The 18274-nt window shown below is 49.7% G+C and carries 18 protein-coding genes and 1 tRNA gene; 18 read left to right on the plus strand and 1 reads right to left on the minus strand.

Features of this window, described 5'->3' with window-relative positions; translation table 11 throughout:
• Window positions 1-157 precede the first annotated feature (157 nt).
• The 14 genes from mfd to QM016_RS05395 all read left to right on the plus strand — a co-directional run bounded on the left by mfd (window position 158) and on the right by QM016_RS05395 (window position 14757).
• Window positions 158-3709: a transcription-repair coupling factor gene (gene mfd, locus QM016_RS05330; protein WP_282710626.1), complete on the plus strand. Its 3552-nt coding sequence runs from the start codon at window positions 158-160 to the stop codon at window positions 3707-3709.
• Between the two features lie 187 nt (window positions 3710-3896).
• The gene (locus QM016_RS05335; protein ID WP_016477544.1) at window positions 3897-4112 is read left to right on the plus strand and encodes a type II toxin-antitoxin system Y4mF family antitoxin; all 216 of its coding nucleotides are present in this window, start codon (window positions 3897-3899) and stop codon (window positions 4110-4112) included.
• Window positions 4112-5404, plus strand: a complete 1293-nt coding sequence (locus QM016_RS05340; RefSeq protein ID WP_282710628.1) for a HipA domain-containing protein — start codon at window positions 4112-4114, stop codon at window positions 5402-5404. Before QM016_RS05335 ends, QM016_RS05340 begins: the two co-directional genes overlap by 1 nt.
• 173 nt (window positions 5405-5577) lie before the next feature.
• Window positions 5578-7590, plus strand: coding sequence for a molecular chaperone HtpG (htpG, locus tag QM016_RS05345; protein ID WP_282710630.1), 2013 nt, complete (start codon window positions 5578-5580; stop codon window positions 7588-7590).
• A 314-nt stretch (window positions 7591-7904) separates the two neighbouring features.
• Window positions 7905-8201, plus strand: a complete 297-nt coding sequence (locus QM016_RS05350) for a type II toxin-antitoxin system Phd/YefM family antitoxin (protein ID WP_282710632.1) — start codon at window positions 7905-7907, stop codon at window positions 8199-8201.
• Complete coding sequence (locus QM016_RS05355) at window positions 8164-8499, plus strand: type II toxin-antitoxin system RelE/ParE family toxin (protein WP_198009240.1); 336 nt, start codon at window positions 8164-8166, stop codon at window positions 8497-8499. Before QM016_RS05350 ends, QM016_RS05355 begins: the two co-directional genes overlap by 38 nt.
• 127 nt (window positions 8500-8626) lie before the next feature.
• On the plus strand, window positions 8627-9634 hold the full coding sequence (locus QM016_RS05360) for a Gfo/Idh/MocA family oxidoreductase (RefSeq protein ID WP_282710635.1): 1008 nt from the start codon (window positions 8627-8629) through the stop codon (window positions 9632-9634).
• On the plus strand, window positions 9634-10509 hold the full coding sequence (mazG, locus tag QM016_RS05365) for a nucleoside triphosphate pyrophosphohydrolase (protein ID WP_282710636.1): 876 nt from the start codon (window positions 9634-9636) through the stop codon (window positions 10507-10509). The genes QM016_RS05360 and mazG overlap by 1 nt, the downstream gene beginning before the upstream one ends.
• 91 nt (window positions 10510-10600) lie before the next feature.
• On the plus strand, window positions 10601-11326 hold the full coding sequence (locus tag QM016_RS05370) for a septum formation initiator family protein (protein ID WP_282710638.1): 726 nt from the start codon (window positions 10601-10603) through the stop codon (window positions 11324-11326).
• A gap of 5 nt (window positions 11327-11331) precedes the next feature.
• Window positions 11332-12321: a phosphatase gene (locus tag QM016_RS05375; RefSeq protein WP_282710640.1), complete on the plus strand. Its 990-nt coding sequence runs from the start codon at window positions 11332-11334 to the stop codon at window positions 12319-12321.
• Window positions 12322-12369: 48 nt separating this feature from the next.
• Window positions 12370-12454 (plus strand) — tRNA-Leu (locus QM016_RS05380).
• Between the two features lie 119 nt (window positions 12455-12573).
• A complete protein-coding gene (locus QM016_RS05385; protein ID WP_282710641.1) occupies window positions 12574-13410 on the plus strand; it encodes a GntR family transcriptional regulator in 837 nt (278 codons plus the stop codon).
• A gap of 95 nt (window positions 13411-13505) precedes the next feature.
• Complete coding sequence (locus QM016_RS05390) at window positions 13506-14204, plus strand: triose-phosphate isomerase (RefSeq protein ID WP_282710644.1); 699 nt, start codon at window positions 13506-13508, stop codon at window positions 14202-14204.
• 31 nt (window positions 14205-14235) lie between these two features.
• Window positions 14236-14757: a YjbQ family protein gene (locus tag QM016_RS05395; protein WP_282710646.1), complete on the plus strand. Its 522-nt coding sequence runs from the start codon at window positions 14236-14238 to the stop codon at window positions 14755-14757.
• Between the two features lie 238 nt (window positions 14758-14995).
• Here QM016_RS05395 and QM016_RS05400 read toward each other — a convergent pair whose 3' ends face one another.
• Window positions 14996-15676, minus strand: coding sequence for a ribulose phosphate epimerase (locus QM016_RS05400; RefSeq protein ID WP_282710648.1), 681 nt, complete (start codon window positions 15674-15676; stop codon window positions 14996-14998).
• A 105-nt stretch (window positions 15677-15781) separates the two neighbouring features.
• Between QM016_RS05400 and QM016_RS05405 the strand changes: the two genes are divergently transcribed.
• The 4 genes from QM016_RS05405 to QM016_RS05420 all read left to right on the plus strand — a co-directional run bounded on the left by QM016_RS05405 (window position 15782) and on the right by QM016_RS05420 (window position 18266).
• Window positions 15782-16231, plus strand: a complete 450-nt coding sequence (locus tag QM016_RS05405; protein ID WP_282710649.1) for a hypothetical protein — start codon at window positions 15782-15784, stop codon at window positions 16229-16231.
• Window positions 16232-16282: 51 nt separating this feature from the next.
• Window positions 16283-17023, plus strand: coding sequence for a GntR family transcriptional regulator (locus QM016_RS05410; RefSeq protein ID WP_016477521.1), 741 nt, complete (start codon window positions 16283-16285; stop codon window positions 17021-17023).
• 308 nt (window positions 17024-17331) lie between these two features.
• Window positions 17332-17760, plus strand: coding sequence for a PTS sugar transporter subunit IIA (locus QM016_RS05415; RefSeq protein ID WP_282710652.1), 429 nt, complete (start codon window positions 17332-17334; stop codon window positions 17758-17760).
• A gap of 11 nt (window positions 17761-17771) precedes the next feature.
• Window positions 17772-18266 carry a PTS sugar transporter subunit IIB gene (locus tag QM016_RS05420; RefSeq protein ID WP_016477519.1) on the plus strand — a complete coding sequence of 165 codons (495 nt, stop codon included), beginning with the start codon at window positions 17772-17774 and terminating at the stop codon, window positions 18264-18266.
• Window positions 18267-18274: the final 8 nt, after the last annotated feature.

Consider the following 18274-nt stretch of genomic DNA (forward strand, 5'->3'; position numbering starts at 1 on the left):
AACTGCCGGTCGAGACCGCGGCTGAAACCGTGGTCGAAACTGCTGATCGAAACTGCGGCTGAAACCGCGGGCGAAACCGTTACAATAGCAATCCAATCTAATCAGGTGTAGCCCGCGTGTTTTTACATGTGGGCTTTTGCCGCGTTAAGGAGTCTTTGTGTTTATCAATCGAGTTGCTCAGCGCCTGTTATCCGCTCCCGAACTTGCAGCCTGTATGCGCGTGCTGTCGGAAGGCAAAGACGCTACGTTAGCTGTGGCGCAAGGCGCTCGCACGTTGGTGCTCGCGTCCGTCTGGGCGCACAACCCGCGGCCGACCGTGCTGGTGGTGGCCGGTGAGGAAGCGGCTAATCGTAGTGCTCGCGCTCTCGCGGCGTGGCTCGGCAATGACGTGGTCTTGAGGTATCCTGAACGTCGCGACTACCCTTGGTCGGAAACCGCGCCGGACGACGCTCTTATCGGCATGCGCTGTCATGCGATTGCTCGCCTTGCTGCGGGCGAGAAGTGCGTCGTGGTCGCAAGCGCCCGTGCACTTTTGCGCCGGGTTCCTCCGGTGGGCTCGGGCTACTGTATGCCCAGTACGTTTTCTATAGGCGATGTCGTGCCTTTTGAAGAGGTGCCTGCGCTTCTGGTAGGCATGGGGTATGCCGACACCGGCGCGGCGGATGTTCCCGGCTCGTTTCATGTGCATGGCGACACGGTCGATATATTTCCCGCCCAGTTCAGCAGTGCAGTGCGCTTGGAATTTTTCGGTGACGAGATTGATCGCATTCGTCGCATGGTAGCCGCTACCGGCCAGACCATCGGCGAGCTTGAATCGGTGACGGTAGTCCCGTGCCGTGAGTTGGCCCTTACTGCAGAGACTATCCGCAATGCTGAGGCGGCATTGTATAACCGCGCTCAGGAGAATAGCGCGATAGCTGCGGACTTAGAGCTCATTCAGCGCGGAGCTTCCGTTTCGACGCTTGAGCGCTATCTGCCCATCCTATATGGTACAACGGCGAATCCCCTGGAACACATTGCGGCTGAAACCCTCGTGGTTCTCTCCGAACCCCGCTCACTTTTTGACGACTGTCAGCGAGCTATGGATGAGATTGCATCCGCCGCGCAAACGGCGAAGGTTAAACTCGACGGGCTGTACACCATGCCAAGAGAGCTGGATTTCGGAAAGCAGCAGCGCTTTTCTTTTGCTTCGCTTTTGCGTGCGGGCGGTCAGGTTACAGCGGAACTTGCGGTACACAGGCCCTCTATTGCCGGATCGGACGCTAAGCTGCTCAGCTGCGTTCGTCAGCTGGTTCATGACAATGATGTTGTCGTCTTTGCTGTTCCGGATAGAGCTGCCCGTGAGCATATGATGTCTCATTTCAGCGATGAAAGCATACCGTTTGAAGTGTCTTTAGGCACGTCAAAAGAAAATATCCCAAAACAGGATATTTCGTATACTACTCTGAAACGCGGCAGGGTGACATTTACCGATGCTCCGGTTCCAGCGGGCATCATTGTACCTTCGGCAGACCTTGCCGTATTATCCGTTTCGGATCTTACCGTTCGCTCTGCTCGCAGCCATCGCCGCTCCAGGCGCGTCGACCCTACCAGTGTTACGTTTCCTTTCAAGCCGGGCGACTACGTTGTTCACGCTAAACACGGTATTGCCTACTTCAAGGAGATTGTACGAGAAGAAGCTGCGGGCAGGATGCGTGATTACTTCCTGCTTGAGTATGCGCAGGGCGACAAGCTTTACGTTCCCTTTGAGCAGGTTGACCGGCTGACAAGATATGTAGGACCTGATGGCGCCGCTCCAAGGCTGACTCGCCTGAGTACAGCTGACTGGTCTCGAGCCACGGCAAAAGCGCGCAAATCCGCTAAAAAACTAGCATTTGACCTGGTTGATCTCTATACGCGCCGTGCCTCAGTGCCGGGGTATGCGTTTTCCTTTGATACTCCCGCGCAGGAAGAGATGGAAGCTGCTTTTCCTTATCCAATGACACCCGATCAAGAGAGCGCGATTGCGGATATCAAGCTTGACATGGAAGCGCAAAAGCCTATGGATCGGCTGCTCTGCGGCGATGTGGGATTTGGCAAGACAGAGGTTGCGTTGCGTGCTGCATTCAAGGCATGCCAGGACGGCCGTCAAGTCATGATTTTGTGTCCTACTACCATTTTGGCTCAGCAGCATTTTGAGACGTTCTTCTCGCGCTTTGCCCCCTTTGGCCTGCGTGTGGCGGTACTTTCCCGTTTTGTTACGCCTGCGCGGCAACGGCGGGCGCTGGAGGGCTTTGCGGACGGTTCGGTGAATGTTTTGGTGGGAACTCATCGTTTGCTGTCGGCGGATGTGAACCCTCACGACCTGGGACTTGTCATCGTTGATGAGGAGCAGCGTTTTGGGGTCCAGCATAAAGAGCAGCTTAAAAATATGCGCGAACAGGTTGATGTACTGACGCTTTCCGCGACACCCATTCCTCGTACCATGCAGATGGCTATGAGTGGTGTGCGCGACATGAGCCTTATCATGACGCCTCCTCCGGGCAGAAAGCCGGTCAAAGTGATGGTAGGGGAGTACGACCCCGACCTTGTGTCCGCTGCTATTAGGGCTGAACTCGCGCGAGAAGGACAGGTGTATTACGTCTCCAACCGCGTTACTACTATCGATGACGCTGTGAGTCGCGTGGCGGAGGCGGCGCCGGAAGCGCGCGTAGGCGTAGCCCACGGCCAAATGAATGCTCGCGAGGTAGAAGACGTGATGCTGCGTTTTCAGGAACATGAGATAGATGTCTTGGTAGCGACAACTATTATTGAATCAGGCATCGATAATCCGCACACCAACACGTTGATCATCGAAGACTCGGAACGTTTGGGCTTAGCCCAGCTCTACCAGCTGAAGGGACGCGTTGGTCGAGGCCGGCAGCAGGCGTACGCGTACTTTATGTTCCCTGCGGAGATGCCGCTTACCGAAGAAGCAACAGCGCGCTTGACCGCCATCAACGAGTATCAAGATCTCGGTAGCGGCATGAGGATTGCCATGCGCGACCTTGAGATTCGCGGTGCGGGTTCGCTTATGGGCGCTGAGCAGCACGGTAATCTCTCCGGAGTGGGCTTTGATCTCTTTACGCAGATGCTTGGCGAGGCTGTTGCCGAAGCGCGCGGGGAGACCCCCGATATCGAACAGGCAGAGGTGACCCTCAATTTGCCCGCCGATTTCTTCTTGGATGAAGAATATCTACCAGAGGTTGACCGGCGCGTGCTGGTGTATCGCCGTTTGGCGGCCGCTTGGGATCTTGCGGATGTGGATGAGATACAGCAGGAGACGGAGGAGCGCTTTGGTGCGTTGCCTCTTGCCGGCAAGAATCTCTTCGACCGCGCGCGGATACGTATCCGCGCAGAACGGCTCGGTTTGGCCTCGATTTCGCTTACCGGAGGACGCCTTGTGTACCAAGGAATCAAGATTCCCCGTGAGCAGGCGCTCAAGTTCAAAGCACGCGGTGCCATCTACTATCCCAAGTCCGAAAAACTTGGCTATCCATTCCGACACAAAGATGAACAGCTTATGCCTGCGGCTTTGGGTGTTCTCGAAGAGCTTGGCGGAGACGATGAGGAGTTCGACAGCGATGAGGCGTCCGGCGGTAATGAGATGTCCAGGGGTGGCGGAACGCTCGGCAGTAATGCTGTGCCTAACGGCGGCAAAGCGCTCGGCGATAACGAGGCGGAAAAGTAACGGCCACATATCTTGTGAAGCTTTCGTAGCGAGAAGACCGTGCGGCCGAAGGAATTGCTGCATACACGCGGTCTTCTCGTATATATGCGAACGAATAAATTCTACCTGTATGTAGTTGACTTTATGCGAACGAATAAATATTATAGTGTGTAAGCGATATATATGCGTTCGTATATATGGGGTGGATATGCAAGGTATTACAAGTCCGGAGGACCTGGGGAAACTTATCCGGAAGGTACGCAAAAGCCAGAATTTGACACAGCTTGACCTTGCTAATGTCGCAGGAGTGGGTAGTACGTTTATCTCTCAGTTGGAACGCGGCAAGACGACGGCCGAGCTCGGACGAACCATCAAAGTTTTAACGGTACTCGGTCTAGATCTCTATGCGGAGGTGCGTTCCTGATGACTGAGCTGGAGGTGTATCGGCTTTCTTTTGATGTTCCCGTTCATGTAGGCACGATTGTGTCACGTGAAGCGGATGGAACGAAATTTTTTGCCTATAGCGAAACATATATACATGACAAAGACGCCATTGCGATTTCCGAGTCACTTCCTTTAGACAAACGGCACTATGCTGAAGAGGAATTCAGGCCTTACTTTGAGGGCTTGCTTCCTGAATATGAAGCTCGCTCAATACTTTGTCAGGAACTTCAGATCAACGAACATGATTACCTTACCTTGCTTGGCGTATGTGGCCATGATTGTATTGGCGATGTTGTGATTCGCGAGGCTGCTGAGTCTTTTGAAAGGGAGGCTTTTTCATATCAAGCGCTGACGGAGCAAGAGTTAAAAAACATCTTTAAGACTGACAGGTCGACCGCTTTCGAGAATATAGTTTCGAGGCTTTCCTTAGCGGGAACGCAGTTAAAAACAGGACTTACCTATACAACCGACACAGATTTATCAAAATCAGGATGGTTGAAGCCAAAGGGACTTGCGGCTGCCAGCCATATCATGAAGATAAGCGACGTGAGAGATATTCCTGAAATAGAGTATGTGTGTATGAAAGCGGCAAAAGCGTGTGGACTGTCGGTGGCAGATGTTTCGCTTGAGAATTTTGGGAGACAAGTCCTCGCGGTCAAGAGGTTTGATCGCCATGTAAGCCAGTCAAATCAAACGGTTAAGGTCATTCGATTTCATCAGGAAGATTTGGCGCAGGCCTTTGGGGTAACGTCCGCATCAAAATACGCGGAACTTCCAGGAGGTAGCGTTGCGGCTATTGCGGAGATGCTCCGGAGATATACCGCGCAGCCGGCAAGAGAAATAACAAAGTTTGTACAAATGCTTTGCTTTACCTACTTGATTGGCGATTGCGATTCGCATCTCAAGAATTACTCGCTGCTTTGGAATAGCGAATCGCGCCGACCGGTGTTTTCTCCGGCATATGACTTGGTATGCACTACGCGCTTTGAGCGGTTTAGTCGTGAGATGGCCTTTGACTTTGGGGGAGAGCGGCTTATAGACAATATTGATGCGCATACCTTCGATCAACTTGCAAAAGATCTTGGCATTACTTCAAGGATGGTTAAACAAATTGCAAAACCATTAGTGGAGGCGGTTCAGCCTGAACTTATGAACGCGGGGCTTGGCAACTACGGCCGAGTGTTTGATTCAACCTATAGTGTCGCTGAAGACATTGTCGATGATTGTCTTCCTCGCGTGCGCGTGTTGGAGACATTCTGTACTTCTCGGTAGAAAAATCTCGTATTGTGCCGGCGACTTCATCCGGTTTTGCTAGAGCCTATCACCTGAATAGGAGTATCCATCCAAGGGTATCCCGATAACTGGTATGAAAAGTGTGTTGAAAGCCTGTTTCTGCAGAACAGGTAAGGCGGCAACTCAAGAACTGAAAGGAAGTCCTGTTACCCATGAAGCAATTTAAGACCGAAAGCAAGAAACTGCTTGATCTTATGATCAACTCCATCTACACCAATCGTGAGATTTTCCTGCGCGAACTCATTTCCAACGCCTCAGACGCGCTCGACAAGCTTTCCTTTGAAAGCCTCATCAAAAAAGACGTTAACGTGACGGATGCTCTGGCAATCAACCTTGCTTTCGATAAAGATGCCCGAACCATCACGGTAAGCGACAACGGCATCGGCATGACAAAAGACGAACTCGACAAGAATCTCGGTACTATCGCGCACTCCGGTTCCGAGCAGTTCAAGGAAGAAAATTCCGACCATCAGGGCGACAATATCGACATCATCGGTCAATTTGGCGTCGGCTTTTACTCCAGCTTCATGATTGCTCAAAAAGTTCGCGTGATGAGCCGCGCGTATGGCAAGAAGTGCGCCTATGTCTGGGAGTCTGACGGCGTGCATGGGTATACCGTTGCAGAAGCAACAGACGCCGACCTGCCCGAATCTTTACGCGCCGACAGCTCGCACGGCACGGTCATAACGCTGTTCCTCCGCCCCTCTACCGAGGCAGAAGATACCGATCAGTTCCTCTCGGAGTGGAAGCTGCGCGAACTCGTGCGCCATTATTCAAACTACGTGCGCTATCCCATTCAGATGATGGTCGAGAAGAGCCGCGAGCTTCCCAAGCCAGAGGACGCCGGCGACGATTATACGCCGCAGTATGAGCAGTATCAGGAGCTTGAAACCATCAACTCGATGACGCCCATTTGGAAAAAGCGTTCGAGTGAGGTCGAACAAAGCGACTATGACGAGTTCTATAAGGCAACCTTCCATGACTGGGAGAATCCCGCGCGTACGGTGTCGTTCCATGCCGAAGGCGCGCTCTCCTATGACGCGCTGCTCTTCATTCCCAGTCGCGTACCGTTTGACCTTTACAGCAAGGATTACGAGAAGGGCCTGGCGCTCTACACCTCCAACGTTTTGATTCAGGAGAAGTGCGCCGATCTTTTGCCCGACTGCTACAACTTTGTCCGCGGCGTCGTCGATTCTCCCGACGTAACCCTCAATATTTCCCGTGAGACCCTGCAGCAAAACTCTCAGCTGAAGGCCATTGCCCGACGCGTTGAGAAGAAAATCACATCCGAGCTTGAAGCCATGAGGGACAGTGATCGTCCCGCCTATGAACAGTTCTTTGAGAACTTCGGCAGGGGACTCAAGTTTGGCATCTACAGCTCTTACGGTGCCAAGGCGGATGAGCTTGCCGACCTCCTGCTGTTCTGGTCCGCTCGAGAAAAGAAGCTGGTAACGCTCAAAGAATACGCCCAGAATCGGAGTGAGGGCCAAGAGAAGATTTACTACGCCGCGGGAACTGACCGCGAGCGTCTCGCCAACATGCCGGTTGTGAAAAACGCTCTTGCCCACGGCTACGACGTGCTTCTTTGTACGCAGGACGTGGATGAGTTCATGTTCCAGGTTATGCGGTCCTATCAGGCGGAGTTGCTTGCGCCTGCCGCTGCCGCTACTGCCGCTGCAAAGGACGCCTCATCCGAGACCTCCGAAGCCTCGCTATGCGACCTTGCGTTTACGAATGTGTCTGCTGCCGATCTGAACCTTGCAAGCGAGAAGGAGCAGGAAGAGGCCAAGACGGCAGGCGAGAAGCACAAGGACCTTCTCGATGCGCTGGCCAAAGCGCTTGACGGAAAAGTGACAAGTGTTACAACTTCGGCGTCTTTGGGGGAGGCTCCGGCTCGCGTTGCAACGGAAGGACCAGTCTCGCTTGAGATGGAGCGTGTTATGGAACAGGGTCCTGAAGCGGATCAGATGCCTAAGGCGCAACGCGTACTCGAGGTCAATCCGCAGCATCCGGTGTTTCAAAAGCTTGTCGAGGCGCAGGCTTCAAAGAAGGAGGACAAACTTTCGCTCTATGCAAACCTCCTCTATGACCAGGCTCTGCTTGTCGAGGGGCTTCCTGTAGATGACCCCATCCAGTTCGCCAAGAATGTTACCGAGCTGATGTAGTGTTTCTTGCAGGTGCAGTGTTACCGGGCTGAGGCAGTATTGCCGAGCTGATGCGGTATTGCCTAGTTGATGCAGTATTGCGGGGCCGGTGCAACGGGAGTCCGCTTCCGCTAAAATCGGTTTTGTGGGCATCATTGGGTCTGATTCCTTAGTTGTAGGCAATGTACCATAATTGTGGTACATTGCCTACAATGCTAAATGGAAGAAAAATTTCGGCGTATGGGCGCGCAAAATCTATGGCACGTTCATAGCCTTTTATTTCATACTTCCGTTTGTGCAGGGTAAAGCGAGGCAACAGCCTGAAAGGGGTTCTCGTGGCTATTTGCGTTCCTATGAGAGAATTAAAAAACACGTCCGCGTTTGTCAAAAAGGTTGTTGAGTCTTCAGAGCCCATCATCGTGACAAAGAACGGTTACAAAGCGTTTATTGCATTGTCGCCTGAACAATTTGATGCGCTTCAGTTTGAGGCATCGCGCGAGAAGATCCACCAGATTATTGCGGTTTCTGAAGCAGAGCTCAACGCAGGTGAGGCTGCAGATGTTCGCACGGTTCTTTCGGAAGCAAAGAAGCGTTGTGGATACGGCTATCGTGAGCGCGAACATGAAAACTAGTGACGTTGTTTTATCCGCCTCCGCGCGGCGAGAGTTCTTGTTGATCGTAGAATATCTGCACTCAATTAGAAAAAGCGCTGCCGATGAGTTCGGTTTTCTTTCAGAGTTTGCGGTACTGATGTGGTCGCTGCAAACGCCGCATCACATTCATCCGCGGCTTAAGGATAGTGAGCTGAAGAAGCGTGGCTATAGGAAAGTATCTTTTTCGAAGTATGTGCTGATCTATCGATCTCATAGGGATAGGATAGAAATTGTTCATATCTTTTTAGTGGGACAAGAGTATGGACGCTTTGTGTGAGAGCAAACCTGTAGCGGGCAGGTCTGCAGCGAGCAAGTCCCTAGTGGGCAAGCCCGCAACAGGCAGACTCGTAGTGGCAAGCCTGTAGCGGGCACGTAAGGAGACCATTGCGATATAAGGAGGCGCTGTGTACCAGGAAACGAAGGACTTGTTTACAGCTCCACAGCTGCGGTGGGGTGTTATTGGCTGCGGCGTTATCGCCAACCAGATGGCTGAGGCGCTTGCAGGGGAAGGTCGCCATATTAACGGCGTTGCGAATCGCACCCATGAAAAGGCGGTAGCGTTTGCAGAGAGGCATAGCGTACTGCGGGTTTACGACACCATTGACGAACTTATCGCCGCTCCTGACATTGACGCGCTCTATCTGACGACGCCTCATAACACGCACATTACATACCTGCGAAAAGCTCTTGCAGCGGGTAAGCATGTACTCTGCGAGAAATCTATTACGCTCAACTCCGCTGAACTTGCAGAAGCGCGCGAGCTGGCGGCTGAGCACGGCGTTCAGCTTATGGACGCCTGTACCGTTTTACACATGCCGCTCTACAAGGAGCTGCAGCGACGCATTGATGCGGGCGATTTCGGTCCGGTAAACCTCATTCAGGAGAATTTTGGCAGCTATAAGGAATACGACATGAAGAATCGCTTCTTCAATCCGAAGCTGGCGGGCGGCGCACTTCTCGATATTGGCGTATATTCTCTCACTCTTGCTCGCCTCTTCCTGAAAAGTCAGCCGCATGAGGTGCTTTCAATGATGAATCCCGCTCCCACGGGAACCGATGAAACTGAGGGCATTTTACTGCGCAACGCCGAGGGGCAGATGGTTGTTCTTTCCCTTACTATGCACTCAAAGCAGCCCAAGCGAGCCATGATTTCCGCAGATAAGGCCTATCTTGAAATTATGGAGTATCCGCGGGCTGATCGCACGTCCATTGTTTGGACAGAGACAGGTGAGCGAGAAGAGCTGCGGGTTGGCAATACGGCGCAGGCGCTGGGCTATGTGTTGGCTGATATGGAGCGCGCTGTTGCGGGAGACGAACGTACTCGCGCACAGATTGGAACCTCAGCTGATGTTATGGAGCTTATGACTAATCTTCGCGCTGACTGGGATTTCAAGTATCCCGAGGAGCTGTAATGGGCGAGAAAAGCGTGGCCGCAACGGATGTCGCAAAACTCGCAAGTCAAATTGATGCACAGACGCAACAACGCGATGGCGCTCCGTCAAAGCACCCTGAATTTGATCGTCTCGTGCGCACAATCTGGCGCCTTCGCCAAAGCGACGGTTGTCCATGGGATAAGGCTCAGACGCACGACTCCATTACTAAAAACATGATTGAAGAGGCCTATGAGGCTGTCGAGGCTGTCAAGGACGGTTCTTCCGAGCACCTTCAGGAAGAGCTTGGGGATGTGCTTGAACAGGTGTTACTTCATTCGCAGATTGAATCAGACGACAGTGGTTTTGATATTGACGATGTGTGTCGTGCGCTCAATGAGAAGCTGATCCGCCGCCATCCGCACGTATTTGGACCCGAGGCGGGAAACGCTCAGGATGCCGATTCGGCGCTTACGGTATGGGACAGCGTGAAAGCTGCCGAGCGCGCCAATGAAGAAGACCGTGTGCACACCGAAGGACTTCTCGATAGCGTCCCGCACTCGCTGCCGGCACTCATGCAGGCTCAAAAACTCTCCAAGCGCGTGGCAAAGGTAGGGTTTGACTGGGATTCTGTCGAAGATATCTGGCAGAAAGCTGTCGAGGAACGCGCGGAATACGAAGCTGAAACGCCGGGCTCTGAAGCTCGAGCGGAAGAATTCGGTGACCTGCTCTTTGTCATGGTGCAGCTGGCCAGGCGAGACGGAATCGATGCGGAAGAGGCGCTTGCTTCGGCTAATCGAAAGATGCGTCGCCGCTGGTCGCGCATGGAGGAGCTTGCGAGGCAGAAGGGCTTCTCGCTTGAAGACCACCGCGAGCTGCTTGAGGACCTGTGGCAGCAGGCAAAGTCAGAAGAGTAAATGAAGTTTTTGCTGAAAGCCCTTTAAAGGCATGAAGTCTGCCATACTGGAAAAACGCCCTACCCTTAAACGAACCGGAAACGAGCAGGCGATGAGTTTGAGCCCGACTGATAAAAGATCTTCGCAAGAATCGCAGGTGCCCTCGAAGCGCGCGCGGGTTCATCCGACCGCGTCAACTATCGGTTCCGTCTCAAAGCGCGGAACGGGCGATGCGGCCAGGCAGTCGAGAAGTGCCATGAACTCCAGCGCCAGGGCGCGCGGTGAGCGAGGAAGCGACCGTACTCAAAACACCGGGCACACCGCGGGACGCTCGGCGGGCGGCACTACAGGTCGCACTGCAGGCCACGGCGTTCGCAACCGTGATACTAACCGCGGCACCGGCCACAGGGAAGCGCGAGGCGGTGCATCGGCTACGCGCCCACTGGAACGAATCAAAGACGCCTTGCTAGCCCATAAAAAACTTGCTGTCACTATCTTTGTGCTTGTAGTTGTTATCGTGGGCCTTTATGGACCGATTCAAGGCTACTATCATGCAGTCCGGGATGCACAAGAGCTGCAGGTGACGCAGAAGCAGATAGAGGAAGAGAACAAAGATCTCAACAATGACGTGCAGCGTCTGCAAACGCCGGAAGGCATCAAAGACAAGGCTCACGAGCGCGGCTATGTTTCCGATGACGAGAATAGCGTTTCAGTTGAAGGCGTAGGCAATACGACTTCCGATGACAAACCAAAAGAAAAACAGCGACCGGAACATCCCTGGTACATTCAGTTGCTTGACGCTATTTTCGGATACGCTCCAACCGATGCGCAAGAGTAGACGCCATGATTGCCGCAATTGATATCGGTACGGTAACGGTGCGGCTTGCTGTGGCGGAGGTCACCGGCGGACGCGTGCTGCGCATGGCAAAACATACCGAAATTTGTAATCTTGGGATTGGCGTTGACGCAACCGGCCTGCTTGATCAAAAAGCAATCGAGCGGGTATATGCGGTTGCGGCCTCATATGTTGAGGCTGCTAAGAGCGCCGGCGCTGAGGCTATCGTATGTACGCTTACTTCCGCCGCCCGTGACGCTCAAAATGCTCCTGACCTTGGTATGGCTTTAGCGTCCTTGGGCCTTGAACCCATGATTATTCCTGGTGAGATTGAGGCGGCGCTTACGTTTTTGGGTGTGGCGCAGGACTTCAATGACCGCCAGATTCTTGTGGCCGACAGCGGCGGCGGCTCTACGGAGTTGGCGCTTGGAAATGTAGCGGGCGGCGCAATCAATCTGTCGTTTATCCGCTCTATCGACGTCGGTTGCCGACGTATGACCGATCACTTCTTGTCTGCGGATGGAATTCCCGCAACTCAAGATCTTGAAGCTGCCCATGAATTTGCTCGGCGTCTGTTCTCGGAGGCGCTTGCGAGTTCGGAGTATCAAACGGCGAGAAAACCTGAGGTACTTGTAGCAACTGGAGGTACCACTACGAGCCTTATCGCGATGAACGCCAAGTTGGAACCATACGATCCCTCATTCGTGCACCTGAGGGGCATTTCACTTGAGGATGTGCAAAAACTTGAAGGGCTTCTCGCCGGCATGACCGTGAAGGAGCGAGCAGAACTTCCGGGACTGCAGGAAAAACGCGCGCCGGTGATACTGGGCGGAACGATTACGCTTTTTGAGCTGATACGGGCGACGGGATTCAACACGATGATTGCCAGCGAAAGCGACTTGCTTTTCGGACTTGTGATTACCGCGGCGGCAGTGTATGAAGGGCGAGAGTCTCCGGTGGTGTGGCGACCGATCCTGAAACCGCTTACGAAGAAGTAAATCTTGGATGCATGTTTGCGAACATCGTGCGATAATATCGATGCATTCGGGGGCGTGGCGGAATTGGCAGACGCAGGGGACTTAAAATCCCTAAACTTCGGTTGTGAGGGTTCGAGTCCCTCCGCCCCTACCAGGTATTTTATGCTAGATTACGGTTTCTGCAGCCTTTCGTCTGGCGCATCTCCTCCATCACTTGTATACTACTTGTCTATAGTAACCCCGGTCTGTTCTATTTTACGTTAGAAGGTTGCAGTGTGCACAAAGGTTGCAGATGACGATAAAGCCTACCCCCTCTTTCCAACGCCAGAAAAGCTTACTAATCAAGATGAGCCGAAAAAAGCTTTAATTACTAGTGGTACGACGTCGCTCCATTCCCAGTTAGCTGATCAGATCAGAGAGATGATCTACTCGCGAGAATTAGTTTCAGGCGAAAAGATCCTCTCGGAACATGAACTTATGGATCGCTTCGGTATCAGTCGAGGAACCGTACGGCATGCGATTGAAACGCTGGTCAACGAAGGTCTTTTACTTCGCGTCCACGGAAAGGGTACGTATGTCGCTGAAGAAGGACTGTCTCATCCAGCGGGTGTTCGACCTCTTTCGTTTGCCGAATCGCTCAGGAATCAGGGGATGGACTTTGAAACAAAAGTCCTTGAAAAGAAAGTTCTACCCGCTCCGGAAAATGTAAAAAATGAGTTGCAGGCATCGCCTTTAGACCTCATTTGTTTTTTGCGCAGGGTCAGATATGTCGATGGCGAGCCTATTTTGTGTCAGGAAAGTTGGACGAATTTGTCGGAATGTCCCGGCTATGAAAAAGCAGATTTTCGAGTGGAACCAGCCTTTTCAGCCGCGGAACGATGCAGCGGAAAGAAGATTTCGTACTCAAAGATTCGCTATACGGCGCGCGCGGCGGGAGCGGAGCACGGCCGCTACTTACAGTGCGATGAGAACTCACCAATCCTGGTTCTTGAGCAAACAATCAGATTTGCCGATAAAACCCCCTTTGAGTGGAGTCTTACGTGGCTCACGTCAGGACAGGCGGTAGTAGGGGACGCAATTCAGCCCCGAAATGAGCGCGCTCACCGATAACAACATCTTGTATATAAAATCGTGTACAAGTGATATATACTGCTTGTATTGAGCTTGGTATGGTGTACGCATAGCTGTGGGTAAAGGGGATTTGTATGGAAAAGCACAAGCTGAGAAGCCCATTTTTTGTCATCAATCCAAAGTCGTATTTGTATGGAGAAAAGCTTCGCAATCTTGCTGTTAAAGCGGATGAACTTTGCGAGAAGTACGATTTTGATTGTCTGTTCACGGCGCAGCTGATTGATTTAGCCTGGGTCGCGGAGCATTGCAAGCACCTTATTCCGTGCGCTCAAAATATGGAAAGCCTCAAGCCTGGTCGTGGCATGGGACATATCTTGCCTGAGGCGCTTGCGGCGGCGGGAGTAAAGGCTACATTTTTGAACCATGCCGAGAATCCCATGACCGTTCATGAGCTGGCTGCAACCATAGCCCGCGCTGATGAAGTTGGAATTCTGACCTGTGTGTGCGCTGATTCCGTTGAAGAGGCGAAGGCTATTGCGGAGCTTCATCCGGATATTATGACCTGCGAACTTACAAGTCTTATTGGAACCGGTCAGATTGCCAGCGAGGATTATATGCGCGCTTCAACGGAGGCTGTCAAGGCTATTTCTCCCGCTACTAAAGTGCTTCAAGCGGCAGGCATCAGCTCCGGCGAAAACGTCTATGACGCTATCAAATATGGTGCCGATGCGACCGGAGGCACCTCGGGCATTGTCGCGGCGGATGACCCATTTGCGACGCTTGACGAAATGTTTGAAGCGCTTGATCGAGCGCGTACTGATTTTGCACAGTAAATACAGCAAGAAAAGATTGGAGAAGAGACGTATGGCTGTCTATCAAGATACGGTTACGGTATCAACCGCGGCGGGTCGTCCCGATTTTATCGATATCAAACAGCAAGTAATTGACATCATTGCTGCGTCAGGAATCTCAAATGGCATCGTAACGTGTCAAACGACACATACTACCTGTTCAGTCATTTTTGAGGAGTATGTTCACGATACAAATTGGCAGGGCCAGGAGTTTCTTCAGGGAGATCTGATTCGTTTTGTTGACAAGATGATTCCTCGTGAGGTTGAAGAGAATCGTGAATACCGGTATCCAGGACCAAAACACGTTCAATTTCTTGTGGATTACCATGATGAACATCCTGAGTTTCCGGGAGAGGCAAATACCATTTTGAATGGTGACGCGCACCTGAGAGCTTCTCTTTTTGGCAGCAGTCAAACGTTTGTAGTTACTGACGGCATGCCTGCAACCGGGGAATTTGGTCATATTTATCTGGTTGACTGGGATCAGAATAGAGAGCGTAATCGCAAAGTCAAAGTTTGCGTGATTGGCGAGTAGTCTTTAAAAGGACAGAAGCAGTCGTTCATAGAAAAGCCACTGAATATATATCCAGTGGCTTTACCTGAAAATTATAAGATAATCTATTTTGTATATCGTTTAAATGTCTGCACGGGAAGAATTTTGCAAGTAAGTGTCGAGAACTCTTCATAGCCGAACTTATTTTAGCAATGCAATTTGTTTTTTATTTTAAGCTTTAATCATGGTCATCTATAGTGTAGATGACCATGATTGCTAGTCAGCCTTGAGAAATGGCTTTAAGATGCATAAACTCTCTATACGTTTCTGAAATCGCTATTCCTAAATTAGCATTTCTATCAAAAAGTCCTCGTCCTAGAACCAAAGCATCGGCACCTGCATTAAAGAGGTGTTCAAAATTCGATTGATTGCACCCCCCATCAACAGTAATCATGTAGCCAGAAGAGGATGCTTCTCTGTAAGATTTTGCATTGGCAATTTTTTGAAACGTCCCTTGTACAAAATCTTGTCCACTAAAACCAGGATCGACAGATAATAGAATTAACTGATCAAGTATATCGGAGTACTGCTGTATTTCATCTACAGATTGAGAGGGATTAAGAAATACCCCTACCTTAGCCTTATGGGTATGTATAAGCTTACTAAAGCGATGTATTGATCGCCCAACAATATCTGAGGGCATCGTGATGATATCGGCACCACATCGCAAGCAGTAATCTATCAAATCTTCTTCTAAGTTGTCTACATAAAGATGAGCTTCTATAGGTTTATCTGTTACTTTTCTAATTTCCTTAATAACTTGGGGAGAAAGACACATATTTTTAACATAATGCCAGTCAATGATGTCGACATGGTAAAAGTCAGTATAGGTATCCAACTGTCTGATATCATCTTCCACGTGAAGTAAACCCATGTTCATGAGGGAAGGTGCGATCTTCATATATTGACTACCTCCTTTAAGTTGAATATGTTTATCTATACAATTATAACTATAGCTATTGAATGTGAATGGTCTACAAGAAAAATCAATTGGACGGGGAATGGTATGTGTAAGAGTGCTAAGAAGAGAACAAGAATGAATAAAAGTATAAAACAGCAGGATGACTTTACATTGCGCAGTAGCGATTATGTTCAAAACAATACAAGGAAAAACCTATCCCAGGGGGCGACATATATTGCCATAACCATCCTAGTTCTCTTTGTACTTCTCTATGTGTTTCCTGTGGGATTGAAATTTAACATTTCAGCATTTCTTCAAGGAGAGAAACAACTCGGAATCATGAGACTTATCCTTGGAATTGTGCTCCTTGTTGTTTTATGTATGAGCCTAGGCAGAATCGTAGATGCAAATACGCTTGACGGAGAGACTTTTTTTATGGGTATGAAAAATGCATTGCTCAGTGGGCAGATCTTAAGAAACCTCCTTTCAATCATGATATTAACCATTGGCGGAATAGCTCTTATTGCGTGGGGGATTACGGGTATCATTTCATAAGTATTGAGGAGTCCTTGCGTAAGTAAGAAAAAAGTCTTTTCGGAGGTACCGGTGACACAACAGCTTTATAAAGAAGAATCTAAACCTTTACATATGCAGGTGTCAGACTTTATCCGCGAAAAGATATATTCAAAAGAGTGGGGCGTAAATACAAAGATTCCATCTGAGTACAGCTTAGTAAAGGAACTTGGAGTTAGCAGGGGAACTGTTCAAAAGGGTATTAGAGCTTTAGCTGGAGAGGGACTTCTGGTTCAAATTCGCGGGAAGGGAACTTTTATTACTGAACCAAGTTTATATCATCCTGCAGGGGGCAACCTTCTTTCATTTGCTGAATCTTTAAGAATGCAGGGGATATCTTTCGTCACGAAAGTCGTAAACAAAGAGATCATAGAAGCAGATGAACTTACAAGTGAAAAGCTTCAAATACCTCTTGGATCGTCAACTCTTTTTTTAAGAAGACTCCGTCTGGTTAATGATGAACCAGCGTTGCTTATGGAAAGCAAAATGAGTTTACTAACGTGTCCGAAACTCGATACATATGATTTTACAAAGGCAACTTTGTTTAGCGCAATCGAAGAAACATCAAAGAGAAGAATCGGGTTTGCTAAGCAATGGCATGGAGCGCGTGTTGCGGGAAGTGAAAGAGGAGCGTTACTATGTTGCGATGAAGCCTCTCCTGTGTTGAATATTGATCAGATATGTTATTTAGAGAATAATGTCCCTGCTGAATGGGGGAATATCTGGCTTCCCGCGAATCGATATGTTCTAAGTTCTGTTTTGCAGAGAGCGTAATAGCTGATACAGACTGAGATTATATAAAACAAAATGGGTATTATAAGTTGTACTTCTTTTTATATACAATTGTATCTGCTTTATAAAAAAGTGTAGTATAGGCGAACCCTTAGCTAGATTAAAAATACTAATCAATTAATAATGGAAAAAAATCAGTTCTGCTTTCATTAATTCCTGTTAAAAGTGCTAGTTTTTACTAGTAATACCGTTCACGGTAAAATTTATCCGTTTGCGGAATCTATAAGTTGACTAGATATTTCTATCTATCTTTTTAGATATTATGATGAAAAAGAGAGAGGAGTTGACTTGTGATTGGCATAGTAATAATAGGTCATGCTGATTTTTCGAAAGGAATGAGAAGCGCCATAGAGTTATTGGCGGGAAATTCTCCTCAATTAGAAACACTTGGCCTCTATCCAGGAGATAATCCACTGGAATTCAAAAATAAAGCGATTGTGGCAATTGATTCGGTAAACATGGGCGATGGAGTTCTCGTTCTTATTGATTTATTCGGTGGAACACCATGCAATACAGTTGCTCAACTTCTTGAATCGAAGGATATTTATGCCGTTGCTGGTATTAATTTGCCTCTAGCAATACAGGCGGTCTTTGCTAGAGATGAAATGAGCATTGAGGAACTAGCTAGGAACATTTTAGAAACAGGTAGGACCTCACTGATTGATGTTCGAACTCACTATCAAATGATTTCAGAGAATAGCGAAGAAGAGAATTTTTAGGAGGCCGTAGAATGGACGTAAAGGGAATGGAAAGTATCGTCCTTACTCGCGTGGACGACAGACTGGTTCATGGACAGGTGATGACCTCTTGGTCGAAGGCCACCAATGCGAATAAGTTCATGGTTATCGACGATGAAGTTGCTGCAAACGATTTAATGAAAACTGTATTGAAGGGCGTCATTCCTGGCAATATAAAGCTTGGCATCTTTACCATAGCTAAAGCTGCTGACCGTCTTACAAAAGGTTTTAAGCCAGATGACCGGGTTATTATTCTGGTTAAGACGCCAATTACGATTCTCAAGCTACAAAAAATGGGAATTAGCTTCAAGCACTTAAACATAGGTGGTATTGGTACTCGTTCTGATCGTGAGACTCTTTGGAGAAATATTGCTGTTACTGCGGATGAAAAAAATGCAATTAAGGAGTTAATTTCAGAGGGAACTGAAGTGTTTATACAAATTACCGCGGATGACTCAAAAGTTGATGTAGCAAAGCTGATTGTCTAGTTGATTGG

It is taken from the genome of Lancefieldella sp. Marseille-Q7238 (assembly GCF_949152215.1).
Lineage (GTDB): Bacteria > Actinomycetota > Coriobacteriia > Coriobacteriales > Atopobiaceae > Lancefieldella.